Genomic DNA, 15,600 nt, shown 5'->3' on the forward strand with positions numbered 1-15,600 from the left:
TGACACGCAGACCGGGCGCGCGCAACGCAGAGTTTGGCCTGATCATCACGACGCGGCAGCGGCAACGTGAGTGGATGTTTCACCGTCTAGCGGTTAGATCTGGATCATGTTTGATGCCAAGATCCGCCCCCTCATCGACCCGTTTCTGAATGCGCAGGGCGCCCGGCTTGCCGCGCGCGGCGTCACGGCCAATCAGGTCACCCTTGCCGGGCTTGGTCTTGGGCTTGCGTCAGCCGGGCTGATCGCAATTGGCCTGACCTGTTGGGCGCTGGCATTCCTGTTGGCGTCGCGGATGGCGGATGGGCTGGATGGAGCCGTGGCCCGTCAGCACGCCCCAAGTGATTTTGGTGGCTACCTCGATATTGTCTGTGATTTTGTATTCTACGGCGCTGTACCGCTTGGATTTGTGGCGCTTGCCCCCGAAGCAAACGGATTGGCCGGGGCGTTCCTGTTGTGCAGCTTTTACGCCAATGGAGCGAGTTTCCTGGGCTATGCGGTGCTGGCAGAAAAACGCGAAATGAAGACTTCTGCGCGCGGGGTGAAAACGCTCTACTTCACCGGGGGGCTCCTTGAGGGTGCAGAAACCATCGGCTTTTTTGTGGTTCTGTGTCTCTGGCCCGACGGGTTTGCGCCACTGGCCTATGTGTTTGGAACCCTGTGTTTTGCGACGGCTGCATCGCGGGTCGTATTGGCCGCAAAGGTGTTCTCGGCCTGAACATCTGCACCGTGTCGCGCCGCCCTGGGTCTGCGCCCCGATGGATGCAGGATCTCTTGGAACTGGCGACTGCCACCACAGCGCGTGCGGATGCAGAATTGGCGGAACGTGCGGTCTGCGCATCTGGCGCTGCGTCGGAGCATGTAGTTCGTTAGGGACGCCTCGAATGTGCCAAATTCCGCAACCCGGCGATACCACAGACGGCCTCCGACAAAAAAGACCCGCCTGTGCTGGCGGGTCTTTCAAGGTCTCAGGTGACGATCGCCGATTATTCGGGGATCGTGCCTTCGATGCCTTCAACGTAGAAGTTCATGCCAGCAAGGGTGCCGTCGTCCGCAGTTTCACCTTCGGCGAGGAACACCGAGCCGTCCTGCTTTTTCAGCGGGCCGGTGAAGGGGTGGTATTCGCCAGAGGCGATCGCGTCCTTCAGAGCCAGCGCTTCGGCTTTGACGTCTTCAGGAACCGCATCGGTGATCTCGCCAATACCGACCATGCCCGGGCCGATACCGTCCCAGGTGTCAACAGACGTCCAGGTGCCGTCCATGACCGCTTTGGTGCGCGCGATATAATAGGGCGCCCAGTTGTCGATGATGGAGGAGACGCGCGGCTTGGGCGCATACTCGGCCATGTCGGAGGCCTGACCAAAGGTGATCACGTTGCCTGCGGCCTGCGCTGCGGCTTGCGGGGCGGTGGAGTCTGTGTGCTGCAGAATGACATCTGCGCCCTGCTCGATCAGCACCTTCGCAGCGTCCGCTTCCTTGGCGGGGTCAAACCAGGTGAAGGCCCAGACGATCTTGAACTGCACGTCGGGGTTTACTTTCTTGGCGTGGATATAGGCCGAGTTGATGCCGCGAATTACTTCCGGGATCGGATAAGAGCCAATGTAGCCGATGATGTTGCTCTCGGTCATATGACCCGCAATAACGCCTTGCACGGCGCGACCTTCGTAGAACCGGGCCGAGTAGGTCGACACGTTTTCCGCGCGCTTGTAGCCGGTGGCGTGTTCGAATTTCACGTTCGGGAACTTCTTGGCGACATTGATGGTCGGATCCATGTACCCAAAGGAGGTGGTGAAGATCAGATCCGCACCCTGAAGAGCCATCTGCGTGATCACGCGCTCGGCGTCTGGGCCTTCGGCAACATTTTCAACATAGACGGTTTCAACCGCGTCGCCGAACTCCTCGACAACCGCTTTGCGGCCCTGATCGTGCTCGTAGGTCCAGCCGCCATCTCCGACGGGGCCAACATAGACAAAGCCGACTTTGGTTTTGTCCTCGGCCAGCGCGCCACCGGCGGCCAGACCCAGTGCAACCGCTGCACTGGCAAGAAGTTTGGTGAGTTTCATGTGATGGGTTCCCCCTGATTGGTTCCATGTTTGAATGTCCGCCCCGGTTCGATCCGAGACTGGACAGGTCTTGATCGGCGCAGGCAAACACCCCGCACCTGCCATAGGCCTCCGACGTCAGCGGGAGGCGTGAAAACTCCGGCCAAGCGACGCTGGCGCGCTGCTCTTGTCGGCGGAAAGAATGACGAGCACCAGAATAGTGATCAGATACGGCGACATTGCCAGATATTCCACCGGGATAGCAACGCCCGCCGCCTGAAGATTAAGCTGCACCACGGTCACACCGCCAAAAAGATAGGCACCCAAAAGCGCGCGCCATGGCTTCCAGCTGGCAAAGACCACCAGCGCCAATGCAATCCAGCCAATCCCGGCTGTCATGCCCTCGGTCCATTGCGGGACGCGGATCAGGCTGATGTAGGCCCCGCCAAGCCCCGCGCAGGCACCTCCAAATAGGATCGCAAGCGTGCGGATCTTGACCACCTTATAGCCCAGTGCATGCGCCGCGTCGTGGTTTTCACCCACCGCGCGCAGGATGAGGCCAACGCGGGAGTATTTGAGCACTGCCCAAACCGCAGCCGTGAGAGCAATCCCGAAATAGAGCACGACATCATGGCCAAATAGGATTCGGCCAACCACGGGCAGATCCGAGAGAAGAGGAATGTCCACGCGCCCCATCTGAGGAGGTTTCACGCCTACGTATCGCTGCCCCATGAGCGCGGACAGGCCGAGCCCAAATAGCGTCAGCGCCAGACCCGAGGCCACCTGGTTGGCCAGCGCCACCTGGGTCATGATCACGAACAATAGCGACAAGAGCGCCCCGGCCGCGGCCGCGGCGACAAATCCCAATAGCGGAGAGCCCGTCTCGACCGCGGTTGCAAACCCGGCAATAGCCCCGACGATCATCATACCTTCAACGCCGAGGTTCAGAACGCCGGATTTCTCCACCACCAGCTCGCCGATAGCGGCCAGCAGCAACGGGGTCGCCGCCACCATCAGAGAGGCGATGAGAAGGACTGGATTGATAGCAGACAGATCCATCAGAGCGCCTCCGGCTTGCCAATTGCGATGCGGTAGTTGGTGAGCAGATCAAGCGCCAGCAAGAAGAACAACAGCATGCCCTGAAAAACCTGAATGGCCGACGAAGGCAGGCCGAGATTGCCCTGCGCAATGTCGCCGCCAATGTATGTCAACGCCATCAAGGCGCCTGCCAGCAGGATACCCACCGGATGCAGGCGCCCCAGAAAGGCCACGATGATCGCGGTAAACCCGTAGCCCACGTTGAAATCGATGGAGACCTGGCCCGAAGGCCCAGAGACCTCGAACATGCCTGCAAGCCCTGCCAGAGCGCCAGACATCCCAAGGCAAAACAGAACCAGCCGGGCGGGTTTAACGCCTGCAAACCGGGCCGCCCGCGGTGCTTCGCCGGTCAGGCGGATGTGATATCCGAGCATATGCCGGTTCAGCAGCACGTAGGAGAAAATCACCGCAATCATCGCCGCGACAACACCCCAGTGCATGCCGGTTCCGGCAATCAGTTCAGCGTTGTGGGCGCTCTCGTATTGTTGCAGGTTGCGCGATCCCGGAAAGCCAAAGCCTTCGGGGTTTTTCATCAACCCCAGCGACATGGATGCAAGCAACTGCTCGGCCACATAGACCAGCATCAAGGATACGAGGATTTCATTGGTGCCAAAACGGGTTTTGAGCACCGCTGGAATCATCGCCCAGGCCCAGCCCCCTAAGGCACCCGCCAGAACCATCAGCGGAAAGATCACCCAGGAGTCCGTGGGATAGAACGCCAACCCCACACCTGCGCCGGTCAAAGCACCGATGATGTATTGCCCTTCGGCGCCAATGTTCCAGATCCCCGCACGAAACCCAAGGCTCAGTCCGATTGCGATCAGAACCAGCGGAGCGCCCTTAACCAGAAGCTGCGGGCGATAATAAAAGGCGAACTCGCCAAACAGTGGCTCCCAAAAGATCGTTCGGATTGCCTCGACGGGGTTTTTGCCGAGGGTCGCGAACAACAGCCCTCCCATCACCATTGTCGCAAGCACCGCCAGCAGCGGTGTCGCCATGGACCACACCCGCGATGGCTGCGGTCGTTTCTCTAGCCGGATCATCCCTCTTGTCCCTCTTGGCCGGATCTTTGTGTTCCGGTTCTTTTCATCTTCTTCCAAATATCCCCGCCGGAGGCTTCCGCCCCGAGCGTCACTTCCCCAAAGTCCGCGACAAGTGCGCTACACATGCGCCACTTCCATGCCATGTGCACCGCCCATCATCAGGCCGATCTCATCCACCGTCAGCTCCCCCGTGGGGCGCGGGGCGGACAGACGACCCTCATTGAGGGCGGCGAAATTGTCGGAGATTTCCATCAGCTCATCGAGATCCTGACTGATGCAGATCACCGCAGTCCCCTGCGCGGCAAGATCAAGTAGCGACTGCCGTATTGCCGCCGCCGCCGCCGCATCCACGCCCCATGTGGGCTGGTTCACGATCAGGACCTCGGGGCGCTGCAGCACCTCACGGCCAATGACGAACTTCTGCAAATTCCCACCAGAGAGCGAGCGCGCCGCGTTCTCCGGTCCCGGTGTGCGCACATCAAACGCCTTGATGATCTTCTCTGCAAAGGACTTGGTCGCCCCCCATTTCAAAAAACCGTTCTGCTCCAGCCCCTCGCGCACCGACCCGGTCAAAAGCGCATTTTCGGTCAGGCTCATATCCGGCGCGGCGGCATGGCCCAGGCGCTCTTCTGGAGCACTGAGGACACCAAGAGCGCGGCGCGCGGTTGGGCCCATTCGCCCGATGGGCTGGCCGTCGAATTTCACCGCGTCGCGGGCTGTGGTCACCTCACCCGACATCACTGATAGCAGCTCGTCCTGCCCGTTGCCTGCAACACCACCAATGCCAAGGATCTCGCCCCGACGCACGGTCAGGTGCACATTCTTCAACGCGGTGCCAAATGCCGAAGGCGCGGGCACCGAAAGGCCAGAAATATCCAGTGCCACATCACCAAATCTGCGCGCGCCGCGTTCCGGCGTCTTGAGCGCGCTACCCACCATCAGTTCTGCCATCTCGCGGGCAGAGGTCTCGCGCGGCACGCATTCGCCCACATTCTTGCCGAGCCGCAGGATCGTCGCGTGGTCGCAGAGCGCGCGGATTTCTTCGAGCTTGTGCGAGATATAAAGGATCGAGGTCCCTTCGGACTTCAGCTTGCGCAGGGTCTCAAAGAGGATCTCCACCTCTTGCGGTGTCAGAACTGATGTCGGCTCGTCCATGATCAGAAGCTTTGGGTCCTGCAGCAGGCAGCGAATGATCTCCACCCGCTGACGCTCGCCCGCCGAAAGGTCTCCGACCGTGCGGTAAGGATCGAGCGGCAGCCCATAGGCTTCGGACACCTCACGGATCCGGGCCGCCAGATCACGCAGCGCCGGTGGGCTCTCCATGCCAAGGGCAATGTTTTCTGCCACATTCAGCGCATCAAATAGCGAAAAATGCTGAAATACCATGGCAATGCCGTCTGCGCGCGCTTGACGCGGCTCGGAGGGCTCATAGGCCGCTCCGCGCAGGGTCATGCGACCGGAATCCGGTTTCACGAGGCCATAGATCATCTTCACGAGTGTCGATTTTCCGGCACCGTTTTCACCCAGAAGCGCATGCACCTCGCCTGTGCCGATGGTGAAGGAGACCTGGTCATTGGCGACGACGCCGGGATAGGCCTTGGTGAGGCCGTCAAGGGTCAGAAGGGGAGGCGTGCTCACGCGCTATGCTCCTTTTTCAAGTCCAAACGCTGCGAGAGCGCCATGAGTTCTGCCGCCACGCCGATGGCGATGGCATGTGGATGTTTGCCCAGTTCGGGCATGCCGATCGGGCAGGTAAGGCGCGCGATCTGCTCCGGGCGATGGCCCAGCGCTGCAAGGCGCGCGCGAAACCGGGCCCATTTGGTCTTGGATCCGATCAGACCTGCAAAATCAAACCCATGCTCCAACAGCCGGTGGCATAGCGCCAGATCCAGCTGATGGGAATAGGTCAGGATCAGATGATAGGCTTCCGTGGGCGCATGTGGCACCAGACGGCCCGGCTCCTGCGCGGGTAGGGCCGTGACGGATGCGGGGATCTCCTGCGGGTACTTTGACCGCATCACATCGACCCAGGTGATCGCGTAATCCGGCAGAGGTGCCAGCACCTCAACAAGCGCACGCCCCACATGGCCGGCGCCCCAGATCCACAAGGGTCGCGTCGCGCAGGCGACCGGTTCGATCATCCAGCCAGCAATCAATTGTGGCGCTGGCGCAAGCCCTTGCGCGCGGGCATGGTTCAGAATCCGGCTTACCGCCAAAGGCTCCGGTCCGGGAGCCACCGCCCGTGAGATCACTTGGCCTGTGAGCTGCGCGATGTTCACTTCGGTGTAGACTTCGCTCAACAGGGTGACAGCGCCCCCGCAGCATTGCCCCAGATCTGGGCCCAATGCATGCGTCGAAAGCCGGTATGGCGCATCCTGACGTCTTGCGGCGTCTGCGGCTTCAAATTCCAGCGTCCCACCGCCAATGGTGCCAGATTGCCCGCCGTCCCAAACCAGCATGGCTGCACCGACTTCACGCGGCGCAGAGCCTTTGACCTCGGCCACCACCACGCGGATCACCCGACCATGGGCCTCTAAGGCCGCCTTCAGCGCTTCGACGTCAAACCCCATGGCGTAGTGTCTCTGTTGCCCGCCAGATCTCTTCCGCCGTCGCAGGCGCGTTCAAATGTGGATGCCCTTCGCCGAAACGAGACACCGCATCCGAGAGCGCAAGCCAGGCCGAAATGCCCAGCATAAACGGTGGCTCGCCCACCGCTTTGGAGCGATAGATGGTCTCTTCGCGGTTTGATCCGTCATAGAGCGCCACGTTGAACACATCGGGCCGGTCAGAGCAGGCCGGGATCTTGTAGGTAGATGGCGCATGGGTGCGAAGTCGCCCGGTCTCGTCCCAGACAAGCTCTTCGGTCGTGAGCCAGCCTGCGCCCTGAACATAAGCGCCTTCCACTTGTCCGATATCGAGTGCTGGGTTCAGCGAGGCGCCCGCATCATGCAAGATATCGGCGCGCAGAATGCGGTTTTCGCCGGTCAGCCGGTCGACCACCACTTCGGTGATCGCTGCCCCATAGGCGAAATAGAAAAACGGCCGTCCGGCTCCCTTGATCCGGTCCCACTCCAGCGAGGGCGTTTTGTAAAACCCCGTTGCCGAGAGACTCACCCGGCCCGTGTAACACTGCATCGCCGCCGCCTCAAAACTGATCCGTTCAGAGCCGATGCGCACCTGATCCTTCTCAAACGAAACTGCGGATTGCGGCTGTTGATAGACTTCGGCCAGATGCGCCGCCATGCGGTCGCGAATGATGTCACAGGCGGCTTTCACCGCCATCCCATTGAGATCAGAGCCCGAGGAGGCTGCGGTGGCCGAGGTATTTGGTACCTTTGCGGTGTCAGTCGCTGTGATCTTCACCCGCCCGAGGTCGACCCCAAAACGTGCAGCCGCCACTTGGGCCACCTTTTGAAACAGCCCCTGTCCCATCTCGGTGCCACCGTGATTGAGATGGATGGAGCCATCCTGATAGACGTGCACCAAGGCGCCCGCCTGATTCAGGTGGGTGAGCGTAAAGGAGATCCCGAATTTCACCGGTGAGAAGGCCAGGCCGCGCTTCAAACGGTCATGGCGCGCGTTCCAGGCCGAAATCTCCGCCTTGCGCGCGGCATAATCGGCGGATTTCACGAGCTGCGCGGTCATCTCATGCAGCTCGAAATCTATCACTTCCATGCCATAGGGAGTGGTATTGTCCTTCTCTTTTCCAGAAATATCCCGGGGGGAGGTCGCAGACCGGGGGGCAGAGCCCCCTTTGGACGCAAGGGGGGCGGCATAGTAGTTGCGTACCCGCAGCTCGACCGGATCCATCCCCAAGACCTGTGCGGCATGATCCATCACCCGCTCGATGCCGACCATGCCTTGAGGGCCGCCAAAGCCGCGATACGCTGTGGCGCTTTGCAGGTTGGTTTTCAGCCGATGGCTCTCAATGCGGATCGCAGGGATTGCATAGGCGTTGTCCGCATGCAGCATGGCGCGATCTGCCACCGGTAGCGACAGGTCTTGCGCCCAGCCGCAATTGACCAAATGAGTGAACTCGACGCCCGTGATCCGCCCCTCTGCGTCAAAACCGGCGCGATAAGAGATCCGGAACGAGTGGCGCTTGCCGGTGATGGTCATGTCATCGTCGCGGTCATAGCGCATCTTGCAGGCTTTGCCGGTGAGGCGCGCGGCTACGGCGCAGGCCACTGCCAGGGCATTGCCCTGGCTTTCCTTGCCGCCAAAGCCGCCGCCCATGCGTCGGGTCTCGACCCGGACTGCGTGCATCGGCAGTCCAATCGCCTCGGCCACCTTGTGCTGTATTTCGGTTGGGTGCTGGGTGGACGAATTGACGATCATGCCGCCATCTTCTTGCGGCAGCGCCAGCGCCGCCTGACCCTCGAGATAGAAATGCTCCTGACCACCAATGTCGAAGCTGTCTTCGATCACATGCAAAGAGGCCTGAATGGCTGCGGGGGCATCGCCTTTCTCATAGATGCGCGGGCCGTCTTCAAAGCGGCTGTCTGCTGCCAGTGCCGCCTCCACACTCAAGAGCGCGTCGGTTTTGCGGTATTCGATATCGCCCTTGCGCGCCGCAACGCGTGCAGCGCGATGAGAGGTGGCAACCACCAAAAAGACGGGCTGGCCGAGGTAGTGCACCTCGCCCTTGGCCAGGAGCGGCTCATCATGGGCTGAGGGAGAAACATCATTGTCAAAGGGCAGATCGTCCGCGGTCAGCACTGCCACCACACCGTCCGAAGCGTGCACCTCGGCAAGGTTCATCGCGGTGATGGAGCCGCTGGCGATCGGCGCAAGACCAAAGGCAAGATGCAGTGTGCCCTTGGGGGTGGGGATGTCATCCACGTAGCGGGCCTGGCCCGTGACGTGCAGGGCGGCGGCATCATGGGGCAGGGGGGTGGACACACTCATGGCTGGACCTCCAGCACATGTTCCGGCGCTCCGTTCAGGTCGGAGAAGTAGCGCCGGAGCATATTGCGTGCGCAGTCGAGCCGGTAGGCGGCAGACGCGCGCATATCGCTCAGGGGCGTGAAATCGTGATCAAACGTGGCCTGTGCAGCCACAAGCGTCGCCTCTGTCCAGGGGCGACCGACCAGTGCCTCCTCGACGTGGGTGGCGCGTTTGGGAATGGCCGCCATGCCGCCAAAGGCAATCACAGCAGCCGTGACATTGCCGTTCACGACGGTCACATTGAAGGCGCCCAGCACCGCCGAGATGTCCTGATCAAACCGTTTTGAGAGCTTGTAGACCCGCAGGCTGTCGGGCTGCCGGTCAAAGCTCACGGCTTCGATGAATTCGCCGGGCGCGCGGTCCTGCTTGCCGTAGTCTATGAAGAAGTCCTGCAGCGGCAGGCTCCGGCGCATGTCGCCCTTGCGCAGATGCAGTGTGGCGCGCAGGGCGATGAGCGCGGGCGGGTTGTCCCCGATGGGAGAGCCATTGGCGATATTGCCCCCAAGCGTGGCGGCCGCGCGTACCTGTTGGCTGGCATAGCGGCGCAGCATCTCGGCATAGGACGGGTGCAAGGGCGCAAGGGCGGCGCGCAGGTGGTTCATATCGGCCATGGCACCGATGCGCACCTCCGCGTCGCTGATTGTGATCTTCTTGAGGTCGCGACAGCCGTCCAGAAAAATCACATCCCGCAGCTGGCGCAGATGCTTTGTGACCCAAAGCCCCACATCAGTGGCGCCAGCAATCAGCGTGGCCTCGGGGCGGGCTGCGTAAACTCTGGCCAGATCATCCGAAGAGCAGGGACGCAGGGCGTTTGGGGGCTCTGCCCCTCGGTCTGCGTCCTCCCCCAGAGGTATTTCTGAAAAGGTGAAACTGCGATCCTGCGCGATATGATCAGGGACGGGCGCGTCCTGAGCGGCCTCGGCAGCACGGATGATCGGCGCATAGCCGGTGCAGCGGCAGAGATTGCCGGCAAGCTGATCGTCATGGTCTGTGGCGCCATTTGTATGCGCGGTGACCATCGACATCACAAATCCTGGCGTGCAGAAGCCGCACTGGCTGCCGTGATGGTCGATCATCGCACGCTGAACCGGATGCAGCGTGCCTATTGGTGCTGCGACACCTTCCACGGTGCGCACGGATTTGCCATGCAACTGAGGCAGAAAGAGAATGCAGGCATTGAGCGCCTTGGCGCCGCTCTGATCAGTCACCATGACCGTGCAGGCCCCGCAGTCGCCCTCGTTACAGCCTTCTTTGGTGCCGGTGAGGCCGCGCTCTTCTCGCAGCCAGTCCAGAAGCGTCGTGGTGGGGTCCGGTTTCGCAAGCGAGACCTGTTCACCATTGAGATGAAAGGTAATCGTCATCTTGAAAAGCCCGTCGCGGTACCCGGTTGTCCCATGCGGCGCGGCCCTCGATGCGACGTAGAAGGCCTGCGGGAGTATTGGTGGATGATGCGCCCAGCTTGTGTGGCCCGATCAATCAAAGCAAGAACAATGGCGGAAGGCATCTTGAGGCTATCCTTTGGGTGCGGGGTGGGGAGCAGCAAAGATTGCGTGGTTACCGGTTGATTTGTAACAATTTTACGCGTCGCGCGCTACGGGTGAGTTCGCCTTTGGGATAAAGAGTTTTAGGGAAAACCAGAAAATCACTGCAAATAATTTGGGCGTGCGCGGGCACTCAGGTGACTTTTGGCCACGCGCGAAGAGGGGCGCAATGTCGCCGTCAGATCACATCTTTCGCGCCACCCCGCGTGAGGGTACGGTCTGCCCATGACAGCTCATCCCCGATTCATTCACCTGCGTACCCATACCGAATACTCTCTGCTGGAGGGGGCGGTTCGGCTTAAGAAACTGCCGGATCTGTGCAAGGCCAACCAGATGCCTGCAATTGCGATCACCGACACCAACTCGATGTTCGCGGCGCTTGAGTTTTCCGTCACGCTTTCGGGGGCAGGCATCCAGCCGATCATTGGCTGCCAGGTTGATCTTACGTTTGAAAAGTCTGATCCCGGCGAGAAGCCGAAGTTTCCTGCACCGGTGGTGCTTTTGGCGCAGGATGAGACCGGGTATGAGCATCTCATGCGCCTGTCGTCCTGCCTCTATGTTGATAATGGCGGGCAGCTGCCGCAGGTCTCGCTTGAGGAGCTTGAGGCGAACGCAGGCGGGTTGATTTGCCTGACGGGGGGGCCGGAAGGCCCGATTGGCAAGCTCTTACAGCAAGGGCAGCGCCCGGCGGCCGAGACACTGATGCAGCGCCTCAAAGGAATGTTTCCGGATCGTCTTTATGTGGAGTTGCAGCGCCATCCGGGCGAGGACGGCCAGCCCGAAGCGGAAACCCTGACCGAGCGGGGCCATGTGGAGATGGCCTATGCGATGGATCTGCCGCTGGTGGCCACCAATGACGTCTATTTCCCCAAAACAGAGATGTATGAAGCGCATGATGCGCTGATCTGCATTGCCGAGGGGGCCTATGTTGATCAGGCGGAGCCGCGACGTCGTCTGACCGCTCAGCATTATTTCAAGAGCCAGGAGGAGATGATCGCGCTGTTTGCGGATCTTCCGGAGGCGATTGAAAACACCGTGGAAATTGCGCAGCGCTGTGCATTCATGGCCTATCGCCGCGACCCCATCCTGCCCAAATTCGCAGATGACGAGGTGGACGAGCTGCGCCGACAGGCCAACGAGGGCCTGCAGCAGCGCCTCGCGGTGATCCCGCATGCGGTTCCGGTCGAGAAATATCAGGAGCGGCTCGATTTTGAACTCGGCATCATCGAGAGCATGGGCTTTCCCGGCTACTTTCTGATCGTTGCCGACTTTATCAAATGGGGTAAGGAACAGGGGATCCCGGTGGGGCCCGGGCGGGGCTCGGGCGCTGGGTCGCTGGTGGCCTATGCGCTGACGATTACCGACCTTGACCCGCTGCGCTACAGCTTGCTGTTCGAGCGCTTCCTGAACCCCGAACGGGTCTCGATGCCCGACTTCGACATCGACTTTTGCATGGATCGCCGCGAGGAGGTGATCAAATACGTGCAGCAGAAATACGGCCGCGACAAAGTGGGGCAGATCATCACCTTTGGTGCGCTTCTGTCCAAAGCGGCGGTGCGCGACATTGGTCGTGTGCTGCAGATGCCCTTTGGACAGGTGGATCGACTGTCGAAGATGATCCCGGTCGAAGGCGTGAAGCCCGTCTCGATTGAGAAAGCCCTGCAAGATGAACCGCGCCTCGCTGAAGAGGCGCGCAACGAACCGGTGGTGGACCGGCTGCTTACGTATGGTCAGCAGGTCGAGGGACTGCTGCGCAATGCCTCCACCCACGCGGCGGGGGTTGTTATCGGGGACCGGCCTCTGGATGCGCTGGTGCCGCTCTATCAGGATCCGCGTTCGGACATGCCTGCAACCCAGTTCAACATGAAGTGGGTGGAGCAGGCCGGATTGGTGAAATTCGACTTTCTCGGTCTCAAGACGCTCACCGTGATTGAAAACGCGATGAAGCTGATTTTCAAATCCGGGCGCGACCTGCATATCGGGGCTGACGGCACCGAGCTATATGAACCCGCAGAAGGGGCGGAGAACCAGATCAACCTGATCCCGCTCGATGATGAGGTTACCTACAACCTCTATTCACGCGCCAAGACGGTCGCGGTGTTCCAGGTGGAATCCACCGGCATGATGGATGCGCTGAAGCGCATGAAACCCACCTGCATCGAGGACATCGTGGCGCTTGTGGCGCTCTATCGTCCGGGGCCGATGGAGAATATTCCGGTCTATTGCGAGGTGAAAAACGGCCAGCGCGAGATTACCTCGGTGCATCCGCTGATTGACCATATCCTCGAGGAAACCCAAGGCATCATCGTGTATCAGGAACAGGTGATGCAGATTGCCCAGGTGATGGCGGGCTATAGCCTCGGCGGTGCGGATCTCTTGCGCCGTGCGATGGGTAAGAAAATCAAGGAGGCGATGGACGCCGAACGCCCGAAATTTGAAAAGGGCGCGGCCGAAAACGGCGTCGACAAGAAAAAAGCCTCTGAGGTTTTTGACCTTCTGGAGAAATTCGCCAACTACGGCTTCAACAAGTCCCACGCCGCAGCCTATGCGGTGGTGTCCTATCAGACCGCTTGGCTCAAGGCGAACCACCCGGTCGAGTTCATGGCCGGTGTCATGAACTGCGATATTCACCTTACTGAAAAGCTCGCGGTATACTTCGAGGAAGTGAAAAAGGGGCTGCAGCTTCCCTATGTGGCGCCAGATATTAACCGTTCGCTTGCCACCTTTGACGTGGTCGACGGGGAACTGGTCTACGCGCTGGGCGCGCTCAAGAACGTGGGCGTTGAGGCGATGAACATGATCGTCACGGCGCGTGGCGACAAACCCTTTGTGAACCTCTATGATTTTGCGCGCCGGGTGGATCTGAAACGGGTTGGTAAACGCCCGCTCGAGATGCTTGCGCGCGCCGGGGCTTTTGACGTTCTAGATCCCAACCGCCGCCGCGTCTTTGAAAGCCTCGAAGGGTTGGTGCAATACTCCGCCGCCATTCAGGAACAGAAGAACTCCAATCAGGTGTCGCTCTTTGGCGAGGCGGGAGATGATCTGCCGGAACCGCGCATGGCCGGGGTGCCCGACTGGCTGCCGGCGGAACGGCTGAGCGAAGAGTTCAAGGCGATTGGCTTTTATCTCACGGGGCATCCACTGGATGACTACATGCCTGCCCTCAAACGCAAGGATGTGATGACACTCGATGAGGTCATGGCCAAGGCCGAGCGCGGCCCGTTTATGGCCAAGATGGCAGGGGTCGTGGCCGGACGTCAGGAACGTAAATCCGCGCGTGGCAACCGTTTTGCCTTCGCGCAGCTTTCAGACACCACCGGTGCTTACGAGGTGACGATCTTCTCGGATGTGCTCGAGAAAAGCCGCGACCATCTGGAGACGGGCTCCAAGGTGGTGATCACCGCCGAAGCCACGATGGAAAGCGATCAGCTGAAGCTGTTGATGCGTTCGGCGGGGCCGGTGGATTCTGCGATTGCGGATGCGGGGCGCTCCAGTTTGCGCGTCTATCTCGAGAGCGCCTCTGCGGTGGCAACCGTGGCGACCGTGTTGGAGGACGCCAAGAAGGCCGCCAAAAACGCCAGCCCCGGTGAGATCTATGTCTACCTGCAAGATCCGGCGCTGCCCGGTGATGTGGAAATGGACCTTGGCCAATTGTTCCCCATCAACCCGCAGATCAAAGGCGCGCTCAAGAGCCTCGAGGGGGTGATGGACGTGGAGGAAATTTAACCCTCTCGCTGGTTCGGCATCAATTTTTGCTGACTAACAATACTGTTGGTGCTGGAGCGACAGTTTCTGCACATCTGGGTGATTGTTGCACGCTCTTTGGCGGGGCCAAAATTGCGCACGCGGATCGGGAATCACACACACTGCGGTCTTGATCGCGGTGGCAAGCATGGCTCAGCTCAGATTGCTTGGCGCCATGCGATGTCACCTGTCGGCTGCTGCGTGACGCGCGCGCCAGTGCAAGCTACCGCGCGCGCCAAAAGAGTTGCCCAAAACACCTAGAGCCCCGCAGGTCTTGCGCCTTACGCAAGCCGTCTTGTGCGAGGCTCGGGCGTGCTCAGAGGCCGAGCTTGTTCTTCACAGAGTTCACTTCGGACTGGAATACATAGCCGTTCTTGAAGTCTCTGACGTTGTTGGAATTGGTCACGGGCCACCACTCGGAGTCTCCCTCCCAACTGCGGTACAACACACCCCAGCCGTTCACAACATGTTGAACGCAAATAGGTTCTGAGACGGAACTGCCTGCGCCGTTGCCCTCTGGGTAGTACCAGGTGAGGGTCTGGCAAAGCGTTCCATCCGCAGAAACGCTCCATGTGCCGACGCCGAGGCTCTCGGACTGTTCAGAGCACCAGGCGCGAGCCTGATTGTTGGGCGAGAAGTAAACGCCGCCCTCGCAGTTCTGTCTCCAGATGGCGGTTTTGCCGGAATAGGTCGAGAGCACCTTGTCCACCGGAGCAGGGCGCGCGTTTGCGGGTTTGGGGTCGGCCGTGGCGGCTACAGGCAGGCTTGCCACCAGCGAAATGGACAGAAGTGTTTTGAGTGATCGGGCCATCGGGCATGTCTCCTTGCGCATCAGAATGGGCAGATGGGTCAATTTGTGCAAAATCTTGTCCAAACTTTAACGACCGTAGCAAGGGCGAAGCCCGCGCAACCCCGATCAAAACGGCCGGAGCCGTTAGTAATGGGGCGGGCGCTCATCGCCAAAGACAGCTCCGCCAGAGCCCTCTGCTTCGCGCTGCGCCTCGCGCTCCATCAGCATCTGAACGCGGCGCTTCAGCAGATCGAGATCCGCCTGTTGGCTGGTCACAACCTCGTTGAGCTCGTCGACGGTCCGGCTCAGATAAGCGATCTGTTCTTCGAGATGTTGCATGCCCGGGGTCTCCCTTGTGTGAATGGCTGATGTAGCGCGGGCACGACCGCGCGTCTATG

11 protein-coding genes are annotated in these 15,600 nt (G+C 60.5%); 2 read left to right on the forward strand and 9 right to left on the reverse strand.

All coding sequences use genetic code 11. The annotated features are described in order from the left end of the window. The first annotated feature begins 106 nt into the window (after positions 1 to 106). A complete protein-coding gene (locus TM1040_RS06780) occupies positions 107 to 715 on the forward strand; it encodes a CDP-alcohol phosphatidyltransferase family protein (RefSeq protein ID WP_011537840.1) in 609 nt (202 codons plus the stop codon). Between the two features lie 268 nt (positions 716 to 983). Here TM1040_RS06780 and TM1040_RS06785 read toward each other — a convergent pair whose 3' ends face one another. The 7 genes from TM1040_RS06785 to xdhA form a co-directional block, all read right to left on the reverse strand. Beyond that, on the reverse strand, positions 984 to 2,060 hold the full coding sequence (locus tag TM1040_RS06785; RefSeq protein WP_011537841.1) for a BMP family ABC transporter substrate-binding protein: 1,077 nt from the start codon (positions 2,058 to 2,060) through the stop codon (positions 984 to 986). A gap of 117 nt (positions 2,061 to 2,177) precedes the next feature. Continuing rightward, a complete protein-coding gene (locus TM1040_RS06790) occupies positions 2,178 to 3,098 on the reverse strand; it encodes an ABC transporter permease (RefSeq protein ID WP_011537842.1) in 921 nt (306 codons plus the stop codon). Continuing rightward, entirely contained in the window at positions 3,098 to 4,180 is a 1,083-nt protein-coding gene (locus TM1040_RS06795; protein WP_011537843.1) for an ABC transporter permease, read from the reverse strand. The genes TM1040_RS06790 and TM1040_RS06795 overlap by 1 nt, the downstream gene beginning before the upstream one ends. Positions 4,181 to 4,297: 117 nt before the next feature. After that, the gene (locus TM1040_RS06800; RefSeq protein ID WP_011537844.1) at positions 4,298 to 5,818 is read right to left on the reverse strand and encodes an ABC transporter ATP-binding protein; all 1,521 of its coding nucleotides are present in this window, start codon (positions 5,816 to 5,818) and stop codon (positions 4,298 to 4,300) included. Further along, positions 5,815 to 6,750 carry a xanthine dehydrogenase accessory protein XdhC gene (gene xdhC, locus TM1040_RS06805; protein ID WP_011537845.1) on the reverse strand — a complete coding sequence of 312 codons (936 nt, stop codon included), beginning with the start codon at positions 6,748 to 6,750 and terminating at the stop codon, positions 5,815 to 5,817. The genes TM1040_RS06800 and xdhC overlap by 4 nt, the downstream gene beginning before the upstream one ends. Continuing rightward, complete coding sequence (gene xdhB, locus TM1040_RS06810; protein WP_011537846.1) at positions 6,740 to 9,088, reverse strand: xanthine dehydrogenase molybdopterin binding subunit; 2,349 nt, start codon at positions 9,086 to 9,088, stop codon at positions 6,740 to 6,742. The genes xdhC and xdhB overlap by 11 nt, the downstream gene beginning before the upstream one ends. Next, positions 9,085 to 10,488 (reverse strand): xanthine dehydrogenase small subunit, encoded by a 1,404-nt coding sequence (xdhA, locus tag TM1040_RS06815; protein WP_011537847.1) that lies wholly within the window; start codon positions 10,486 to 10,488, stop codon positions 9,085 to 9,087. Before xdhA ends, xdhB begins: the two co-directional genes overlap by 4 nt. Positions 10,489 to 10,893: 405 nt before the next feature. On the opposite strand from xdhA, the gene dnaE reads away from it, so the two are divergent. Next, the gene (gene dnaE / locus TM1040_RS06820) at positions 10,894 to 14,394 is read left to right on the forward strand and encodes a DNA polymerase III subunit alpha (protein ID WP_011537848.1); all 3,501 of its coding nucleotides are present in this window, start codon (positions 10,894 to 10,896) and stop codon (positions 14,392 to 14,394) included. Positions 14,395 to 14,728: 334 nt separating this feature from the next. Here the strand turns inward: dnaE and TM1040_RS06825 are convergent, their stop codons facing one another. Together TM1040_RS06825 and TM1040_RS06830 are read right to left on the reverse strand one after the other, a co-directional pair. Beyond that, complete coding sequence (locus TM1040_RS06825) at positions 14,729 to 15,223, reverse strand: DUF995 domain-containing protein (protein ID WP_011537849.1); 495 nt, start codon at positions 15,221 to 15,223, stop codon at positions 14,729 to 14,731. Between the two features lie 123 nt (positions 15,224 to 15,346). Further along, complete coding sequence (locus tag TM1040_RS06830) at positions 15,347 to 15,541, reverse strand: SlyX family protein (RefSeq protein WP_011537850.1); 195 nt, start codon at positions 15,539 to 15,541, stop codon at positions 15,347 to 15,349. Between the last annotated feature and the right edge of the window lie 59 nt (positions 15,542 to 15,600).

The sequence above is a fragment of the Ruegeria sp. TM1040 genome, assembly GCF_000014065.1.
In the GTDB taxonomy this organism is placed as follows: domain Bacteria; phylum Pseudomonadota; class Alphaproteobacteria; order Rhodobacterales; family Rhodobacteraceae; genus Epibacterium.